This is a genomic window from Variovorax sp. Soil_C_39, assembly GCF_057656815.1.
In genome coordinates this window covers 269,012-287,675 of record NZ_JBDGJQ010000003.1, presented here as the reverse complement: position 1 = coordinate 287,675, position 18,664 = coordinate 269,012, and the positions used below count along the sequence as shown (strand labels likewise).

The following is an 18,664-nucleotide window of genomic DNA, read 5'->3' as shown; positions in this document are numbered from 1 at the left end:
ATCGCCGCCATGAGCAGCCGCTATTCTTCCTGCCAGCAATGCGGCGCCTGCTGCGCCGCCTACCGCGTCGACTTCAGCGTGCACGAACTCGACACGCACGGCGGCGCGGTGCCGGCCGGACTCGCGGTGGACGTCAACGAGGCGATCGCCCGCATGCGCGGCACCGACCACGCTCGGCCGCGCTGCGCGGCGCTCACCGGCCGGATCGGCGAGGCGGTGGGCTGCGGCATCTACGAATGGCGTCCCAACCCCTGCCACGAGCTCGAGGCCGGCAGCGACGCCTGCGAACGTGCCCGCGCGCGCCACGGGTTGCCGGCGCTCGCGGCGTCCTGAAACCCGCGCCCATCAACTCGTCACCGCAGTTGTTGGAAATAACCGACACCACGACCGCGCGCGCGGCGCTACCTTCGCGCCATGCGCTCTCTGCAACCCCAACCCCGCGTCTGGGACATCTCGCCGCCGGTCCATGAAGGCACGCCGGTGTTCCCCGGCGACACGCCCTACCGGCAACGCTGGGCGGCCACCATCTCGCCGGGCTGCCCCGTCAACGTAAGCGAGATCACGCTCTCGCCGCACACCGGCGCGCATGCCGACGCACCGCTTCACTACGACGCCGAAGGCCTGCCCATCGGCCTGGTCGATCTCGCGCCCTTTCTCGGGCCCTGCCGCGTCATCCATGCCATTGCCAAGGGACCCTTGGTCGAATGGGCGCACATCGCGCACGCTGTCGACAGCCAGTTGCCGCCGCGCGTGCTGGTGCGCACCTATGCGGCCATGCCGGTGGACCGCTGGGACCCGCAGCTCGCGGCCTATGCGCCCGACACGGTCGAGCGCCTCGCGGCCATGGGCGTGAAGCTCATCGGCATCGACACGGCGAGCATCGACCCGGCCGACAGCAAGACGCTCGACAGCCACCAGCGCATCCGCCGGCTCGACATGCGCGTGCTCGAGAACCTCGTGCTCGACGCGGTGCCCGAAGGCGACTACGAACTCATCGCGCTGCCGCTGAAGCTGGCGAGTGCCGATGCATCTCCCGTTCGCGCGGTGCTGCGCGACCTTCCCCGCTGACATCCCTTCCCTCCATGACCACCCTCGAAGACTGCCGCGCGCTCGACGCGCAAGACCCGCTCGGCGCGTTGCGCGACCAATTCATCCTGCCCGAGGGCGTGATCTACCTCGACGGCAACTCGCTCGGCGTGCTGCCGAAGGCGGCTCCGTCACGCATTGCCGAAGTGGTGGCCGCCGAATGGGGCCAGGGCTTGATCCGCTCCTGGAACACGGCCAGCTGGTTCGACCTGCCGCAGCGCCTGGGCGACAAGGTGGCGCGGCTGATCGGTGCCGCACCCGGCGAGGTGGTGTGCACCGACAGCACCTCGGTCAATCTCTACAAGGTGCTGTTCGCCGCGCTCGCGCAGCAGAAGCAGCATGCCGGCCGCAGGCTCGTGGTCAGCGAGCGCAGCAACTTCCCGACCGACCTCTACATCGCCGAATCGCTGTGCCGCGAACGCGGCTTCACGCTCAAGCTCGTCGACGAGGGCGAGCTGCCCGCCGTGCTGACCGACGAAGTGGCCGTGCTGATGCTCACGCACGTCAACTACCGCACCGGTGCGATGCACGACATGAAGGCCGTCACCGCGGCCGCGCATGCGGTCGGCGCGCTGACCGTCTGGGACCTGGCCCACAGCGCGGGTGCGGTGCCGGTCGCGCTCAACGACAGTCAGGCCGACTACGCGATCGGCTGCGGCTACAAGTACCTGAACGGCGGCCCCGGTGCGCCGGCGTTCGTGTGGGTGCACACCCGGCACGCGGGCCAGTTCGAACAGCCGCTCGCGGGCTGGTGGGGCCATGCGGCGCCGTTCGAGTTCACGCCGCACTATCGGCCAGCGCCCGGCGTGGGCCGCTACCTCTGCGGCACGCAGCCGATCATTGCGCTCGCGGGGCTCGAATGCGGCATCGACACCGTGCTCGCGGCCGAAACCTTCGACAACGGCCGGGGCGGCATGGCGGCCCTGCGCGCCAAGTCGCTCGCACTGACCGACCTGTTCATCGCGCTGGTCGAGGCGCGCTGCGCGGGCCACGGGCTCTCGCTCGTCACACCGCGCGATCCGGCACGCCGCGGCTCGCAGGTCTGCCTGAGCCGCACGGACCCGCAAGACCCGCAGGGCGGCTCGGGTGCCTACGCGATCGTGCAGGCGCTGATCGCCCGCGGCGTGATCGGCGACTACCGCGCCGGCGACGCGCAGATGCCCGACATCCTGCGCTTCGGCTTCACGCCGCTCTACCTCGGCTTCGAGGATGTGTGGAATGCGGTGGAGCACCTGGTGCAGGTGCTCGAGACGGGCGAATGGCGGCGCGCCGAGTTCAACCAGAAGAATGCAGTGACATGAGCACCGGGAAGCCTTCGCCGAACCACCCCGAGCACATCGTGCGGGAAGAAGGCGCACAGCTCGACTTCAGCAAGTCGATGAGCTACGGCGACTACCTGCACCTCGACGAGATCCTCAACGCGCAGCATCCGCTGTCGCCCGCGCACGACGAGCTGCTGTTCATCGTGCAGCACCAGACCAGCGAGCTCTGGATGAAGCTCATGCTGCACGAACTGCGCGCGGCCACGGCCTGCATCGCCAGCGAGAAGCTGTCGGACGCCTTCAAGATGCTCGCGCGCGTGAGCCGGATCATGGAACAGCTCGTGAGCGCATGGACCGTGCTCTCGACCATGACGCCGCCCGAGTACACGGCCATGCGCCCCTACCTCGCGAACTCGAGCGGCTTCCAGAGCGCGCAGTACCGCTGCATCGAATTTGCGCTGGGCAACAAAAACGCGGCGATGCTCAAACCCCATGCGCACCGCCCTGATCTGCTGGCACAGGTCGAGGCCGCCTACCGCTCGCCCTCGCTCTACGACGAGTCGCTGCGCCTGCTGGCGCGCCACGGACTGCCAGTGCCCGCCGACAAGCTCGAGCGCGACTGGACGCAGCCGTACGATGCGAGCGACGGCGTCGAGGCCGCATGGCTCACGGTGTACCGCGATCCGCATGCGCATTGGGATCTCTACCAGCTCGGCGAGAAGCTCACCGACCTTGAAGATGCCTTCCGGCTCTGGCGCTTCCGCCACGTGACCACGGTCGAGCGCGTGATCGGCTTCAAGCGCGGCACCGGCGGCACGGGTGGCGTGAGCTACCTGCGCAAGATGCTGGACGTGGTTCTGTTCCCTGAAATCTGGAAGATCCGAACGGATCTCTAGGACGCGCCCCGACACGCTACATTGGCAGACACCTCACGGAGACCTGCCATGCACAAAGACGACGTCCAGTTTTCTCCCGACGAACTCGCCACGCTGCGCACACATGGCGTGGTGCTGTTCGCGGACCGCGTGATCTTCGAAGCCCGGCCGCCGATGCCCGAGGCGCGCATCGCCGAGGTCGAGGTCCTGTGCGCCGGGCCGGTTCCCGATGCGCTCGCCGCGCTCTGGCGCGAAACCGCGGGCGGCCGCCTCGACTACGACCTCTCGCTGCCGATGAAAGGCAACATCGAGGCCGTGAGCTGGTCGGAGCTGTTCTGGGACGGCAGCGACGGCTACCACGACCTGCAGGGCTGGATCGCGCACGAGCAGGAGATCGCCCAGGAAGCCGCCGACGACGAGGGCCGCACCTGGAGCGGCAAGCTCACGCACCTGCCGCTCGGCGGCTTCGAGTACCTCGACCGCGTGTACGCGGTGGTGGAACCCGGCGGCGAGCACGGCAGCATCGTCGCATGGAAGCACGGCCTGCCGCCCGCCTGGACGCATGCGCTGCACGAGGACGGCGTCAGCACCATTGCGCCCGACCTGCGCGGCGCCTTCGCGGCGCTGCACCTCGACGAGGATCCGCTCGCACCCGCGGGCGACTACTTCTCGGGCCAGGCGCTACTCGAATACCTCGACGACCAGCACGAGGAACACGGCCTCGCGATCGACCTCGTCGACAAGCTCGTGGCCTTCTACCGCCGCGCGATGCGCGACTGGCGCACGCCGCTCGCCGACGGCACGCTGCGCCTCCAGCCGGCGACCGCACGCGCGGCATTGCGCCACGCCATCGGCACAGACGACGCCTCGCTGGTGGCCGAGCTCGCGGCCGCGGGCGTGAGCTTCCAGGGCCCACAGCAGGGCAGCGCACTGGCCACCGACGTGGCGATCGGCCACGGCGCGTTCGCAGCCGCCATGGCACTGGTGCGCGCCGGCGCACCGGTGGCGCGCGAGGCGCTGGCCAACATCGACGGCCAGATCTCGCCCGAACTCACGAGCGCCCTGCTCGCGAACGGTGCCGAGCCTAGCGTGGTCGCGATCGTGCAGTGCGCGGCCTGCGGCGCGCCTGCGAGCGCGCACCTGATCGCGGAGGCCTGCGCAAAGGCGGGCATCGACGTGCCGGCCGCGTTCGCCCTGGAACGCGAAGCCATGCTGGGCGAACTCAAGGCCACGCTGCTCGAGGTGCGCGAGGACACGCAGGGCCACTATCTCGGGCCCGAGGGCCTGGCCGAACGCATCGAACACCTGCAGGCATTCAGCCTCGATTGAGCGCGGCAGCCCGCCGGGCTCAGCCCGCGTACAGCCAGGGCTGGTCGAGCAGCCGCGCGCCGAGCACCCGCATCGCCAGGTCGCGGCCGATGCGCGTGGCACCGGTCGCGTGGAAGACCTGGCCGTTGCGCCGCGCCCGCGCCTGCACCAGCGCATTGCGCTGCCACCGGGCCTCGGCATAGCGCGCGAAGGCGGCCGGCACCTCGGCCGCGGAGCCCTCGCCGAGCGCATCGGCCAGCGCCACCGCATCCTCGATGGCCATGCCTGCGCCCTGCGCGAGGTACGGCACCATCGGATGCGCGGCGTCGCCGACCAGTGCCACGCGTTCGTGCGCCATCTCGGCGGCCGAGCGCATCGGGGGCCGGTCGCTCAGCGACCAGGCACGCCAGCCCGGCATCGCCTCGAGCAGGGCCTGCAGGCTGCGCCCGCTCGGCCCCGTGGCTTGCTGCAGCGCGGCCAGGCTGCTGGCCTGATCCCAGTCGTGCACGTTGCCGGTGGCTGCCGCTTCGGCGATCACCACCACGTTGAGCCAGTCGCCGCCGCGCACCGGATAGGCCACCGCATGCAGGCGGGGGCCGAGCCAGACGTCGATGCCGTCGCGGCGCAGCGCCTGCGGCAGGTCGGCCTGGGCGGCGAGCGCGCGCCAGGCCGTGTGGCCGGTGACACGCGGCGCCTCTGCGGCCGAAGGCGCGTCGAGCCGCTGCCGCGCGATGCTCCAGAGCCCGTCGGCGCCGACCAGCGCCTCGCCCTCCCAGGCCCTCGCACCGCTGCTCGAGATGCACACCAGGTCTTCGCCGGCCTCGACGTCGGCGATGCGCGCGTCGGTGACCAGCACGCCGCTGCCCGCGGCGCGCACCGCATCGAGCAGCAGCGCGTGCAGGTCGGCACGGTGAACGCAGACGTAGGGTGCGCCATAGCGCCGGCGCATCGCCGGGCCCAGCGGCAGCCGCGCGAGTTCGGCGCCGCTGCCGGCGCTGCGCACCGCCAGCATGGTGGGGCGCGCAGCGATCGCGTCAAGGCCTTCGGCCAGGCCCAGGCGTGCGAGGCGACGCGTGACGTTGGGGCCGAGCTGGATGCCGGCACCGATTTCGCCGAAGGCCGCCGCCTGCTCGAAGACATCGACCCGGTGCCGGCCGCGCGACAACGCCAGCGCCGCGGCAAGCCCCCCGATGCCGCCGCCGGCGACGAGGATGTGCGCGGGCATGGCCTCAGCGGCTGGGATGCGTGTCGCGGAGATCCTGGCTGGTTTTGTCAGCCTCGGCGCCGGGGCGCACCTTGGGGCCGCAGCTGCCGCAACTGTCGCAGGAGCCGCAACCCGAGGTCTTGGCCAGCGACGCGGCCAGTGCATCGGCGCGCTCGCGGTCGACCCAGCCGGCCCGATGCGTGCCGGCAGCGAGCTTCTGCGCGGCGCTGCGGCGCCAGCCGGCGGGCATCCAGCGCCAGACCGCGTAGAACGCGGCAGCCGCGACGATCAATCCGACGATCAGTTGCTGTGTCATGTCCGTCCCTTGTTGCCAAGCCTTCTTTTTACCCCGCCCCCAAAGCCAGCGCCACCCGGTAGGTGATGAAGCAGGCCACGTAGGCGAGCGCGAACAGGTAGCCCGCCATGATCCAGACGTATTTCCACGCGCCGGTTTCGCGCTTGACCGCCGCGAGCGTCGAGATGCATTGCGGCGCGAACACGAACCAGACCAGGAGCGACAGCGCAGTCGCGAGCGACCAGGTGCCCGCGATCAGCGGCTGGAGCTGGCCCGCGACGTCGTCGCCCGTGGCCGACAGCGCATACACCGTACCGAGCGCGCCCACCGCCACTTCGCGCGCCGCCATGCCCGGCACCAGCGCGATGGAGATCTGCCAGTTGAAGCCGATTGGCGCAAAGATGTGCTCGAGCCCGCGGCCGATGATGCCGGCCAGGCTGTACTGGATCGCGGGCCCCGTGGCGCCCTCGGGCGGCGACGGGAAGGTCGACAGGAACCACAGCAGGATCGTGAGCGTGAGGATGATGGTGCCCACGCGGCGCAGGAAGATCCAGGCGCGCTCGTAGAGGCCGAGCGCCAGGTTGCGCAGGTTGGGCCAGCGGTACGCCGGCAGTTCCATCAGCAACGGCGAGTGCTGCTTGTTGTCGCGGAAGCGCTTCATGACCCAGGCCACCGCCATCGCCGAGACGATGCCGAACACGTAGAGCGCGAACAGCACCACGCCCTGCAGGTTGAACACCCCGGCCACCGAGCGCTCGGGGATGAACGCCGCGATCAGCAACGCATACACCGGCAGGCGCGCCGAACAGGTCATGAGCGGCGCGATCATGATCGTCGTGATGCGGTCGCGCCAGTTGCTGATGGTGCGCGTCGCCATCACGCCGGGAATGGCGCAGGCAAAGCTCGACAGCAGCGGAATGAACGAGCGGCCCGACAGCCCCACCGAACCCATCATGCGGTCGAGCAGGAACGCGGCGCGCGGCAAGTAGCCCGAGTCCTCGAGCGCGAGGATGAAAAGGAACAGGATCAGGATCTGCGGCAGGAAGACGATCACGCCGCCCACGCCAGCAATCACGCCGTCGACCAGCAGGCTTTGCAGCATGCCTTCGGGCATGTAGGTCTTGAGCAGCCCGCCGGCGCCGTCGGTGGCAGCGAGGATCGCGTCCATCGGCACGCTGGCCCAGCTGAACACGGCCTGGAACATCAGGAACATCGTGACCGCGAGCACCAGCATGCCCCACACCGGATGCATCACCACGCGGTCGATGCGGTCGCTGGTAACGAGGCTGGTCGCGGGCTCGGTGACCGCGAGCCCGAGGATGCGGCGCACCTCGCGCTGCGTGGCCAGCACGTCGTCGAGCCCCGGTGCCTGCCAGGCCTTGGGCGAAGCCGCGGGCACCGGCGCATCGAGCGCCGCGAGCAGGTCGTGGGCGCCGCCCGACTGCACGCCGACGGTCTCGACCACCGGCACGCCGAGCTCGCGCGCGAGCACGGCGGTGTCGACCGCGATGCCCTGCTTGCGCGCCATGTCGGTCATGTTGAGCGCCACCACCATCGGCAGGCCGAGGCGCTTGGCCTCGAGCACCAGCCGCAGGTTGAGCCGCAGGTTGGTGGCATCGGTCACGCACACCAGCAGGTCGGGCAGCGCCTCGGTGCTCTTGCCGGTGACGACGTCGCGCGTCACGGCCTCGTCCGCGCTCAGCGCGTTGAGGCTGTAAGCGCCGGGCAGGTCGAGCACGAAGACGCGGCGCCCCGACGGGGTGCGCAGCAGCCCTTCCTTGCGCTCGACGGTCACGCCCGCGTAGTTGGCGACCTTCTGGCGGCTGCCGGTCAGCAGGTTGAAGAGCGCGGTCTTGCCGCAGTTCGGGTTGCCGAGCAGCGCGACGCGCCCCGGCTGGGCGGTGGCCGCGAGGCGGCCCGGTCCCTGGATCACGGCCTCACCCATGGCGGACTCCTTCCGGCGTGTCGGGTGCCACCCGGATCAGCGCGGCCTCGTGGCGGCGCAGGGCAAAGGTGGTGTGGCCAAGCCGGACCGCGAGCGGCTCGCGCCCTGCCATGCCGGTCGCGACGATGCGCACGGCCTCGCCCGGCACGAAGCCGATCTCGGTCAGGCGCAGCACCAGCTCGCGATCGTCCGCGCCGTCGGGGCGCGCCACGTCGAGCACGGTGGCCCATTGGTTGTCGGGAAGCTGGTCGAGCCGCAGGCCGGTGGGCGCCAGGGCGGCGCCGGAGTCAGAGGTTTGCACGGTGAGAAAGCACGCCGGAAACCGGCCACGCCAAGGAGCAAAACCCAGATGCTATCAATTCTCAATTGCAGTCGCAGAGAAAGTCCTTTGGCTGGCGTGCGGAATAGCGCCGCACAGCCCGTGTTCAGACCGCCAGTTCGACGATGCGCGCGCTGACGGAAGCGCCCTCGATGGCGAGTTCCGCTACCGAAACCGGCAGCTTGAAGCGCCGCGGCCCGGCGCTGCCGGGATTGACGTAGAGGATGCCGTCGCGCGTTTCGACCCTCGGTTTGTGCGAATGGCCCGACACGACCACGCGCACCCCCGCGAGGCCGAGCGCGATCTGCGACAGGTCGTGTATCACATGGATGCGCACGCCCTCGGCGCCGAGTTCCGCGGTCTCGGGAATTCCGTCGGCCCAGGCCTCGCGGTCGTTGTTGCCGCGCACCACGGTGAGTGGCGCGATGGCCGCGAGCGCCTCGAGGATCGCCGCGCTGCCGATGTCGCCGCCGTGCACGATGCGGTCGCAGCCCTGCAGCGCCGCCACGGCCTGCGGCCGCAGCAGGCCGTGGGTGTCGGAGATCAGGCCGACGCGGACCAAGCTCAGGCGGCCAGCAGTTGCCGCAGCACGAACGGCAGGATGCCGCCATGCTTGTAGTAGTCGACCTCGATCGGCGTGTCGATGCGCAGGCGCACCGTCACTTCCTGGTGGCTGCCGTCGGCGCGGTGCACGACGAGCTTCACGTCCATCTGCGGCTTGAGTTCGCCGCCGATCACCACGTCGATCTTCTCGTCGCCGTTGAGCCCCAGCGTCTGCCAGGAATCGGCACCGCGGAACTGCAGCGGCAGCACGCCCATGCCGACGAGGTTGGCGCGGTGGATGCGCTCGAAGCTGCGCGCCACCACGGCCTTGATGCCGAGCAGCTGCGTGCCCTTGGCGGCCCAGTCGCGCGACGAGCCGGTGCCGTACTCCTCGCCGCCGAACACGACCGTCGGCACGCCCTGGGCCATGTACTTCATGGCCGCGTCGTAGATGAACATCTTCTCGCCGCCGGGCTGGAACAGCGTGAGGCCGCCCTCTTCCTGCGTGCCGTTGACGTCCGGCGGGATCATGAGGTTCTTGATGCGCACGTTGGCAAAGGTGCCGCGCATCATCACGTCGTGGTTGCCGCGGCGCGAGCCGTAGCTGTTGAAGTCGGCCTTGGCCACGCCGTTGGCCTTGAGCCAGATCCCTGCGGGCGAGCTTTCCTTGATGGCGCCGGCGGGAGAGATATGGTCGGTGGTGATCGAGTCGCCGAAGAGCGCCATGATGCGCGCGCCCTTGAAGCCCGCGTCCGACGCGTGCGGCTCCATCTTGAAGCCTTCGAAGAAGGGCGGCTCGGCGATGTAGGTCGAAGCGGGCCAGTCATAGACCTGGCCCGTGGTGCCCTTGATGCTGCTCCAGAACTTGCCTGGGTCGGTCTTGACCTTGTCGTAGTTGGCGCGGAACGACTTGGCGTTCATCGCATGGCGCAGGTTCTCGTCGATCTCCTTCGGCGTCGGCCAGATGTCGCCGAGATAGACGTCCTTGCCATTGTTGCCTTTGCCCACGGGTTCGGTCATCAGGTCGACCATCACGTTGCCCGCGATCGCGAACGCCACGACGAGCGGCGGCGAGGCGAGGAAGTTGGCCTTGAGGTTCGGATGGATGCGCGCCTCGAAGTTGCGGTTGCCCGAGAGCACGGCCGCACCGATGAGGTCGTTCTTGACGATGACGTCATTGATCTCGGGCGTGAGGTCGCCGGCGTTGCCAATGCAGGTGGTGCAGCCGTAGCCCGCGAGATAGAAGCCGAGCTTCTCGAGGTACGGCAGCAGGCCGGCCTTCTCGAGGTATTCGGTCACGATGCGCGAACCCGGGGCCAGCGAGGTCTTGACGTGCGGCTTGACCGTGAGGCCCGCCTCCACCGCCTTCTTGGCCAGCAGCCCGGCCGCGAGCATCACGCTCGGGTTCGACGTGTTGGTGCACGAGGTGATGGCCGCGATCAGCACGTCGCCGTTGCCGATGGCGACGTCGCCGGCCGGCAGCGGATGGCGCTGCTTGAGCCGCTCGGGCGGCTGGTTGAAGCCGTTGGCATTGTTGGGCTTGCTGAAGAGCTCGGAGAACTTGGTCGACAGCTGGCCGAGGTCGATGCGGTCCTGCGGGCGCTTCGGTCCGGCGAGGCTCGGCGACACGGTGCCCAGGTCGAGCTTGACGATCTTGGTGTAGTCGATGTCGCCCGGCGCCGGCATGCCGAACAGGCCCTGGGCCTTGTAGTAGGCCTCGAAGCGTTCGACTTCCTCCTGGGTGCGGCCGGTGCCCTTGAAATAGGCCACGGTCATCTCGTCGACCGGGAAGAAGCCCATGGTCGCGCCGTATTCGGGCGCCATGTTGCCGATGGTGGCGCGGTCGGGCACCGCGATCGAGGCGGCGCCGGGGCCGAAGAACTCGACGAACTTGCCCACCACCTTCTCGGCGCGCAGGATCGCGGTGACATACAGCACCAGGTCGGTGGCCGTGACGCCTTCGCGCAGCTTGCCCGTGAGCTCGAAGCCGACGACGTCGGGCGTGAGCATGTAGACCGGCTGGCCCAGCATGGCGGCTTCGGCCTCGATGCCGCCGACGCCCCAGCCGACCACCCCGACGCCGTTGATCATGGTGGTGTGGCTGTCGGTGCCTACGAGCGAGTCGGGGTAGTACACCGGCACCTCGGCCGTGTCGCTCGCGCTCTTGTAGACGCCGCGCGCAAAGTACTCGAGGTTGACCTGGTGCACGATGCCGAAGCCGGGCGGCACGACGCCAAAGGTGTCGAAGGCCTGCATGCCCCACTTCATGAACTGGTAGCGCTCGTTGTTGCGCTGGAACTCGAGCTTCATGTTGAGGTCGAGCGCCTTCGGCGTGCCGTAGTGGTCGACCATCACCGAATGGTCGACCACCAGGTCGACGGGCACCAGCGGCTCGATGGTCTTGGGCGACTTGCCGAGCTTGGCGGCCACGCTGCGCATGGCGGCCAGGTCGGCGAGCAGCGGCACGCCGGTGAAGTCCTGCAGCACCACGCGCGTGACGACGAAGGGAATCTCGTCGGTGCGGTCCGAGTTGGGCGTCCACCGGGCCAGTTCCTCGACGTGCTTGGGCGAGACCTTCTTGCCGTCGCAGTTGCGCAGCACCGACTCGAGCACGATGCGGATGGAGACCGGCAGGCGCTCGATCGACGGATACTGCTTCGCCAGCTCCTTCAGTGACCAGTATTTGCCGGCCTTGCCCGAGTCGGTCTTGAAGGTCTTGAGGGTAGAGGCAAAGGCATGCGCCGGTGCTTGGGCCATTGAGGAAACTCCTGTTCGTTCGGTCTGTTCGTGGAAGCACCTCAAAGATAGCAGGGAACGATGACCATGGTCCGCACCGAGGGTCTTTTTCAGGCGACCGCCATGCCGGCGCCGGCGCGCGTGCGGCGCAGGCCGGTCCACTGCAGCTCGGCCAGCACCACCACGCACAGCGCCTGCGCCAGCACCCAGGCCACGCCGAGCGCTGTGACCGCGAGCATGCCGCTCATCAGCAGCGCGACGCAGCCCGCGGCCCAGCCGAAGTTCCCGGCCACCACCAGTCCGATCAGCGTGCGCGGCGGGGTCTTGCGGCTGGCCATCCAGGCCGCGGCCGCCGCATAGCCGAGCAGGAACACGCCCGTGGCCATGAGCAGCGGCGCCGGCAGGCCGGTGAGCCGCGCGAGCGTGTCGGTCAGCGCGACCTGGAGCGCACCGGTCGCGGCGCAGGAGGCGGCATCGGCCCACATCACGCGGGGCAGGAAACGGGGGGACGCAAAGACGGACATGACTTTCTCCTTCGGGTTGTACGGCAAGCCTGTCCTGCCGCGTTGGAGCCAATGATCCCGAAGCGCCCGCGCACGGTCGATAACCTCGCAGGTCATGGCGCGGCGCCGCGGCCGCGCCAGAATGCGCGGCATGATGAACACGCCCCGCCCCCCTTCGTCCGCCGTCGCCCAACCCGGCGCGCGCGATCCCTTCGGCGCCCATCTGCGGCACTGGCGAACGCGCCGCCGGCTCAGCCAGCTCGACCTGGCGCAGGAGGCCGAGGTCTCGACGCGGCACCTGAGCTACGTGGAAACCGGCCGCGCCGCGCCGAGCCGCGAGATGGTGCTGCGCCTGGCCGAGCGCCTGGACGTGCCGCTGCGCGAGCGCAATGCGCTGCTGGTGGCCGCCGGCTTCGCGCCGATGTACCGGCAGCGTTCGCTCGACGACCCTGCGATGGCCGCGGCGCGGCGCGCGGTGGACCTCGTGCTCAAGGGCCACGAGCCCTTTCCCGCGCTCGCGGTCGACCGGCACTGGAACCTCGTGGCCCACAACGCGCTGGTGCCGATGCTCATGGCCGGCGCGGCGCCCGAACTGGTGCGTGCGCCGATCAACGTGCTGCGGCTGAGCCTGCATCCCGATGGCCTGGCCCCGCGCATCGCCAACCTCGCCCAATGGCGCGCGCACCTGCTCGAGCGGCTGCAGCAGCAGATCGCCGCCACTGGCGATGCGGTGCTGCAGGCGCTGCACGACGAGCTCGAGGCCTACCCCATGCCGCAGGTCGGCCACGACGCACCGCCCGCGGCCGCAGAGTTGTCGAACGTGGTGGTGCCGTTTCAGCTCGCGACGCCGAACGGCATGCTGAGCTTCATCAGCACCACCACCATCTTCGGCACGCCGGTCGACGTCACCCTGCAGGAACTGGCGGTGGAATCGTTCTTTCCCGCGGATGCGCAGACGGCTGCGGCGCTGACGGCGCTGACGGCGGCGGGCTGAGGTCCGGGCGCCCGGGACGCTGCGTGGCAATGCCTTCGAAGTCGTCGACCTGGATCACCTTGTCGGCGGCCTTCAGGTAGGCCAGCGCCAGCGCGGGATCGGGCGCAGAAGCCGCAGCTTCCTCGAGCGAGCCGGTGCGGCGCAGGTTCTTGTTGAGCGCCGCGGTCGCATCGCCCAGCTGTGCGGCGAGTTCCATCGCGTGCATCAGGTCGCGCAGACCGCCCGGGCCGGGCGCGCTGAGGTCGGGCGCGAGCCGCGCGACCGTGCGCGGGTCGCTGCGCAGCAGCTCGGCCAGCGCCATCAACTGCACGTCGCGCAGCGGCGCCAGGTGTGCGGTCCGGCGCAGCACCAGCGCACCGATGAGGCGGCGCCCCGGCGTCGGCAGGTTGGCATAGAGATCGTGCAGGATCTCGCCGGCCGCATCGATCTGCAGGCGTATCGCCGCCTGCGCGAAGGGCAGCATCTCCGGCGCGGCATCGACGCGCCAGCGCCAGATGCAGGCGCTCGCGAGGTACAGGTGCGCCAGTACGTCGCCCAGGCGCGCCGAGAGCAGCTCCATGCGCTTGAGCTTGCCGCCCAGAAGACCCATTGCGAGGTCGGCCGTGAGCGCGTACTTGGCGCTCATGCGCGCGATCAGCCGCGCCTCGTGGGCCAGTGCCTCGGGCGGTTCACCGACCACCGGTGCGCCGAACAGGCTGTGCCACAGGTTGCGGGCCACATGCCTGCCATGGGCGATGAGCGCGCGGCCCAGCGCGGTTTCGTCGCGGGCCTGCACCGCCGCCATCTCGTCGAACACATGCGGATGGCAACGCACCGCCCCCTGGCCGAACACGATCAGCGCGCGCGTCAGGATGTTGGCGCCCTCGACGGTGATCGCGATCGGCGCCTGACGGTAGGCCACGCCGAGCAGGTTCGACGGGCCCGCGATGATGCCCTTGCCGCCGAGGATGTCCATGCCGTGGTTCACGGCGCGCCGGCCCGCCTCGGTGAGCTGGACCTTGAGGATCGCGCTCGCCACGCTGGGCCGCTCGCCGTTGTCGAGCGCGGCCGCGGTGAAGCGCCGCGCCGCATCGCTCGCATAGAGCTCGGCCGACATCTGCGCGATCAGCCCCGCCACCGCATGGAACTTGCCCACCGGCAGGCCGAACTGCTCGCGGATCTGGCCGTAGGCATTGCTCACGTAGAGCGCCGTCTGCTGCATGGCCGAGCCGAGCGCAGGCAGCGAGATCGCACGGCCCGCGGCCAGGCATTCCATCAGCATGCGCCAGCCCTGCCCCACCTGCTGCTCGCCGCCGATCACCCAGTCCATCGGCACGAACACCTGACGCCCGCGGATCGGGCCGTTCATGAAGGCGCTGTCCATGGGGCGATGGCGCCGGCCGATCTCCATGCCCTCGTGCGGCACGGGGATCAGCGCGCAGGTGATGCCGAGTTCGCGCTCGCCTTCCGGGCGGCTCTCGTCCACGGCATGGAAGGCCAGGCCCACGACCGTGGCCACGGGCGCGAGCGTGATGTAGCGCTTGTCGAAGTCGACCAGGAAGCCGCGCGTGCGGCGGCCGCCGAAGTCGCGCTCGACCAGCACGCCGCGGTCCGGAATGGCGGCCGCATCGGAACCCGCGTAGGGCGAGGTCAGGCCGAAGCACGGCAGCTCGCTGCCATTGGCCAGGCGCGGGAGGTAGTGCGCCTTCTGCGCCTCGGTGCCGTAGCGCAGCAGCAGTTCGGCGGGCCCCAGCGAGTTGGGCACCATCACGGTGACGGCCGTGGCGACGTTGACGCTGGCGATGCGCGCGACCACCGTCGCATGCGCGTAGTGGCCGAAGCCGAGGCCGCCGAACTCCTCGGGAATGATCATGCCGAAGAAGCGCTTCTCACGAAGGAAGCGCCAGACCTCGGGCGGCAGGTCCTTCGCCTCGTCGATGGCATGGTCGTCGAGCATGCGGCAGAGGTCGGCCACCTCGCGGTCGAGGAAGGCCTGCTCGCGATCGGTGAGGCGGTTCGGGCCCATCTGCGCGAGCGCGTCGAAGTCGGGCCGCCCTGCAAAAAGCCGGCCTTCGAACCCGACGGTGCCGGCCTCGAGCGCTGCACGCTCGGTGTCGCCGAGCGGCGGCAGCGCCTTGGCGAAGGGCTGCATGGCCCAGCGGCCGATCAGAGAAGCCAGAGGCATGGGGTGGTCTCCTTCTTGTTGCGCGGCAAGCCCCGCGCCTGCTCCATTTTGTGCACGACCACCCGCGGCGCGGGCCGGCCGAGGGCGCTCCCGGCTGTCGGAGACCGGCGCGGCACGGCGAACGGCGCCCATGAAAAAGCCCCGCAGTGCGGGGCTTGGTCGTCGAGGCCGAAGACAGGATCAGGACACGGCGGCCGCCACCTTGGCGTCCTCGGTCTTGTAGTCGTCGATCTTGTCGAAGTTCAGGTACTGGTAGATCTGCGCGCTCGAGGCATCGAGCACACCCACCTGTTCCATGTACTCCTCGCGCGTCGGAATGCGGCCGAGGCGCGAGCAGATGGCGGCGAGTTCGGCCGAGCCCAGGTACACGTTGGTGTTCTTGCCCAGGCGGTTCGGGAAGTTGCGGGTGCTGGTCGACATCACCGTGGCGCCTTCGCGCACCTGCGCCTGGTTGCCCATGCACAGCGAGCAACCGGGCATCTCGGTGCGTGCGCCGGCATTGCCGAAGACGCCGTAGTGGCCTTCTTCGGTGAGCTGCTGCGCGTCCATCTTGGTCGGCGGCGCGATCCAGAGCTTGACCGGGATATCGCGCTTGCCTTCGAGCAGCTTCGATGCCGCGCGGAAGTGGCCGATGTTGGTCATGCACGAGCCGATGAACACTTCGTCGATCACGGCGCCGGCCACGTCGCTGAGCGTCTTGACGTCGTCGGGGTCGTTCGGGCAGGCGACGATCGGTTCGTGGATCTCGGCCAGGTCGATCTCGATGACGGCGGCGTAGTCGGCGTCGGCATCGCCCTTGAGCAGCTGCGGGTCCTTGAGCCAGGCTTCCTGGGCCGCGATGCGGCGCTCGAGCGTGCGGGCGTCGGCATAGCCCTCCGCGATCATCCACTTCATCAGCGTGATGTTGCTGTTGATGTACTCGATGATCGGTTCCTTGTTCAGGTGCACCGTGCAGCCGGCGGCCGAGCGTTCGGCCGAGGCGTCGCTGAGCTCGAAGGCCTGTTCCACCTTCAGGTCGGGCAGGCCCTCGATCTCGAGGATGCGGCCCGAGAAGATGTTCTTCTTGCCTTGCTTGGCGACCGTGAGCAGCCCCGACTTGATGGCGTACAGCGGAATCGCGTTGACCAGATCGCGCAGCGTGACGCCAGGCTGCATCTGGCCCTTGAAGCGCACGAGCACCGATTCGGGCATGTCCAGCGGCATCACGCCGGTGGCGGCCGCGAAGGCCACGAGGCCGGAGCCGGCCGGGAAGCTGATGCCGATGGGGAAACGGGTGTGGCTGTCGCCGCCGGTGCCGACGGTGTCGGGCGTCAGCAGGCGGTTGAGCCAGCTGTGGATCACACCGTCGCCGGGACGCAGCGAAACGCCGCCGCGGTTGGCCATGAACTCCGGGAGTTCGTGGTGCATCTTGACGTCGACCTTCTTCGGGTACGCCGCCGTGTGGCAGAACGACTGCATCACGAGGTCGGCCGAGAAGCCCAGGCAGGCCAGGTCCTTGAGCTCGTCGCGCGTCATCGGACCGGTGGTGTCCTGCGAGCCGACCGAGGTCATCTTGGGTTCGCAGTACGTACCCGGGCGAACGCCGGTGCCTTCGGGCAGGCCGCAGGCGCGGCCGACCATCTTCTGTGCGAGCGAGAAGCCCTTCTTGGTGTCGACCGGGCTTTGCGGCAGGCGGAACAGCGTGGAGACCGGCAGGCCCAGCGCCTCGCGCGCCTTGGTCGTGAGGCCGCGGCCGATGATCAGCGGAATGCGGCCGCCGGCGCGCACTTCGTCGAAGAGCACGTCGCTCTTGACGGTGAATTCGGCGATGACCTTGCCGTCCTTCAGCGCCTTGCCTTCGTAGGGACGCAGCTCGACCACGTCACCCATGTTCATCTGGCTCACGTCGAGCTCGATGGGCAGCGCGCCCGAGTCTTCCATGGTGTTATAGAAGATGGGGGCGATCTTGCCGCCGAGGCAGACGCCGCCGAAGCGCTTGTTGGGCACGAAGGGAATGTCTTCGCCGGTGAACCAGAGCACCGAATTGGTGGCGCTCTTGCGCGAAGAACCGGTGCCGACCACGTCGCCGGCATAGGCCACGAGGTGGCCGCGCGCGCGCAGGTCTTCGATGAACTTCACCGGGCCGCGCTTGCCGTCTTCTTCAGGGACGATGCCGGGGCGGGCGTTCTTGTGCATCGCCAGGGCGTGCATCGGAATGTCGGGACGCGTGGTGGCGTCGGGTGCGGGGGACAGGTCATCGGTGTTAATTTCACCGGCCACCTTGAAGATGCTGACCGTGATGCTCTGCGGTACTTCGGGGCGGCTGGTGAACCACTCGGCGTCGGCCCAGCTTTGCAGCACGGCCTTGGCATGAGCGTTGCCCTGGTCGGCCTTTTCCTTGACGTCATGGAACTGGTCGAACATCAGCAGGGTCTTCTTGAGGCCCTCGGCCGCGACGCTGCCGACCTCGGCATCGTCCAGCAGGTCGATCAGCGGGGAGATGTTGTAGCCGCCGAGCATGGTGCCGAGCAGTTCGGTGGCGCGGGCGCGCGTGATGAATTGGCTCTTCTCGGTGCCATGCGCCACCGCCGCGAGGTAGCTGGCCTTGACCTTGGCGGCATCGTCGACGCCGGCAGGCACGCGGTGGGTCAGCAGGTCGAGCAGGAAAGCGCCGTCCTCGGCGTTCGCGCCCTTGAGGAGCTCGATGGCTTCGGCGGTCTGCTTCGCACTCAGGGGAAGCGGTGGAATGCCGAGCGCGGCGCGTTCGGCAACATGGTCAACGTAGGCTTGCAACATCTTCTTTTCTCCGGAAACGGGGGCCGGGCGTGCGGTGCGGCCAGGCAGGCGCCGCGCCGCAGCCCGACAGGGCTCTCTTACTACTGCTTGGGCGCGTCGGAGCCTTCGAACAGGCTCTTCGGCGGGTTCTTCTTCATTTCTTCGGCAAAGGCCAGCTGCTCCGCCGTCTGGCATTCGTCGGCAATGCGCAGACCGGCCTTCTGGTTCATCAGCATCGACTTGTTGCCGAGCTGCAGCCACATGGCGCCGGCGCGCGGGTCTTCGAGGCGGATCGCGCCGGTGCGGCTTTCGACCGGGTGCATGCGGTACTTCAGGCCCTTGGTGGTCACGTTGAAGAAACCGGGCTTCTTGTCGTCGGCGCTCACCGTCACGTCGGCGCCGAGTTCGCACTGCGCCCGGCCGGTGGAAACCCGCTGAGCCACGGCCAGGTCGGCGTCGGTCAGCACGATGTTGGCGTCGTCGGCGATGGGGGTGACTTCCTCCACCGCCTTCTTGGCGCTGCGCGCGACCCTCTTCTTGGGCGGAGTCTTCTTGGCCTTCGGCTTGGCCTCAGCCTTGGCTGCAGGCTTTGCGGGGGCGGTCTGGGCCACTGCCGCGAACGGCAGCGCCAGGGCCAGGGCGGCGATCAGAGCGATTTTCTTCATGGGTGTGTCCT

General features: G+C 69.3%; 16 protein-coding genes. 6 read left to right on the top strand and 10 right to left on the bottom strand.

Features of this window, described 5'->3' with window-relative positions; translation table 11 throughout:
• Window positions 1-9 precede the first annotated feature (9 nt).
• From AC3A6J_RS09325 to AC3A6J_RS09305, 5 genes are all read left to right on the top strand, one after another.
• Window positions 10-333 (top strand): YkgJ family cysteine cluster protein, encoded by a 324-nt coding sequence (locus AC3A6J_RS09325; RefSeq protein WP_487859648.1) that lies wholly within the window; start codon window positions 10-12, stop codon window positions 331-333.
• An 81-nt stretch (window positions 334-414) separates the two neighbouring features.
• Entirely contained in the window at window positions 415-1,068 is a 654-nt protein-coding gene (gene kynB / locus AC3A6J_RS09320; protein ID WP_487859647.1) for an arylformamidase, read from the top strand.
• Between the two features lie 14 nt (window positions 1,069-1,082).
• A complete protein-coding gene (kynU, locus tag AC3A6J_RS09315) occupies window positions 1,083-2,387 on the top strand; it encodes a kynureninase (RefSeq protein ID WP_487859646.1) in 1,305 nt (434 codons plus the stop codon).
• Window positions 2,384-3,244: a tryptophan 2,3-dioxygenase gene (gene kynA / locus AC3A6J_RS09310; protein ID WP_487859645.1), complete on the top strand. Its 861-nt coding sequence runs from the start codon at window positions 2,384-2,386 to the stop codon at window positions 3,242-3,244. Before kynU ends, kynA begins: the two co-directional genes overlap by 4 nt.
• A 48-nt stretch (window positions 3,245-3,292) precedes the next feature.
• Window positions 3,293-4,552, top strand: coding sequence for an SMI1/KNR4 family protein (locus tag AC3A6J_RS09305; protein ID WP_487859644.1), 1,260 nt, complete (start codon window positions 3,293-3,295; stop codon window positions 4,550-4,552).
• A 19-nt stretch (window positions 4,553-4,571) separates the two neighbouring features.
• Here the strand turns inward: AC3A6J_RS09305 and AC3A6J_RS09300 are convergent, their stop codons facing one another.
• From AC3A6J_RS09300 to AC3A6J_RS09270, 7 genes are all read right to left on the bottom strand, one after another.
• Window positions 4,572-5,756 carry an FAD-dependent monooxygenase gene (locus tag AC3A6J_RS09300; RefSeq protein WP_487859643.1) on the bottom strand — a complete coding sequence of 395 codons (1,185 nt, stop codon included), beginning with the start codon at window positions 5,754-5,756 and terminating at the stop codon, window positions 4,572-4,574.
• A 4-nt stretch (window positions 5,757-5,760) separates the two neighbouring features.
• Complete coding sequence (locus AC3A6J_RS09295; protein ID WP_487859642.1) at window positions 5,761-6,051, bottom strand: DUF6587 family protein; 291 nt, start codon at window positions 6,049-6,051, stop codon at window positions 5,761-5,763.
• A gap of 28 nt (window positions 6,052-6,079) precedes the next feature.
• Window positions 6,080-7,975: a ferrous iron transporter B gene (gene feoB, locus AC3A6J_RS09290; RefSeq protein WP_487859641.1), complete on the bottom strand. Its 1,896-nt coding sequence runs from the start codon at window positions 7,973-7,975 to the stop codon at window positions 6,080-6,082.
• On the bottom strand, window positions 7,968-8,276 hold the full coding sequence (locus AC3A6J_RS09285) for a FeoA family protein (protein ID WP_487859640.1): 309 nt from the start codon (window positions 8,274-8,276) through the stop codon (window positions 7,968-7,970). The genes feoB and AC3A6J_RS09285 overlap by 8 nt, the downstream gene beginning before the upstream one ends.
• Before the next feature lie 124 nt (window positions 8,277-8,400).
• Window positions 8,401-8,856 (bottom strand): metallophosphoesterase family protein, encoded by a 456-nt coding sequence (locus AC3A6J_RS09280; protein WP_487859639.1) that lies wholly within the window; start codon window positions 8,854-8,856, stop codon window positions 8,401-8,403.
• A 2-nt stretch (window positions 8,857-8,858) separates the two neighbouring features.
• Window positions 8,859-11,594 carry an aconitate hydratase AcnA gene (gene acnA / locus AC3A6J_RS09275; RefSeq protein WP_487859638.1) on the bottom strand — a complete coding sequence of 912 codons (2,736 nt, stop codon included), beginning with the start codon at window positions 11,592-11,594 and terminating at the stop codon, window positions 8,859-8,861.
• A gap of 89 nt (window positions 11,595-11,683) precedes the next feature.
• Window positions 11,684-12,097, bottom strand: coding sequence for a hypothetical protein (locus tag AC3A6J_RS09270; protein ID WP_487859637.1), 414 nt, complete (start codon window positions 12,095-12,097; stop codon window positions 11,684-11,686).
• Between the two features lie 133 nt (window positions 12,098-12,230).
• Here AC3A6J_RS09270 and AC3A6J_RS09265 point away from each other — a divergent pair, with 133 nt between their 5' ends.
• Window positions 12,231-13,070: a helix-turn-helix domain-containing protein gene (locus tag AC3A6J_RS09265; RefSeq protein WP_487860045.1), complete on the top strand. Its 840-nt coding sequence runs from the start codon at window positions 12,231-12,233 to the stop codon at window positions 13,068-13,070.
• Here AC3A6J_RS09265 and AC3A6J_RS09260 read toward each other — a convergent pair.
• The 3 genes from AC3A6J_RS09260 to AC3A6J_RS09250 all read right to left on the bottom strand — a co-directional run bounded on the left by AC3A6J_RS09260 (window position 12,982) and on the right by AC3A6J_RS09250 (window position 18,653).
• Entirely contained in the window at window positions 12,982-15,234 is a 2,253-nt protein-coding gene (locus AC3A6J_RS09260; RefSeq protein ID WP_487859636.1) for an acyl-CoA dehydrogenase, read from the bottom strand. The genes AC3A6J_RS09265 and AC3A6J_RS09260 overlap by 89 nt on opposite strands.
• 180 nt (window positions 15,235-15,414) lie before the next feature.
• Window positions 15,415-18,009, bottom strand: a complete 2,595-nt coding sequence (locus AC3A6J_RS09255) for a bifunctional aconitate hydratase 2/2-methylisocitrate dehydratase (protein ID WP_487859635.1) — start codon at window positions 18,007-18,009, stop codon at window positions 15,415-15,417.
• Window positions 18,010-18,089: 80 nt separating this feature from the next.
• The gene (locus tag AC3A6J_RS09250) at window positions 18,090-18,653 is read right to left on the bottom strand and encodes a hypothetical protein (RefSeq protein ID WP_487859634.1); all 564 of its coding nucleotides are present in this window, start codon (window positions 18,651-18,653) and stop codon (window positions 18,090-18,092) included.
• Window positions 18,654-18,664: the final 11 nt, after the last annotated feature.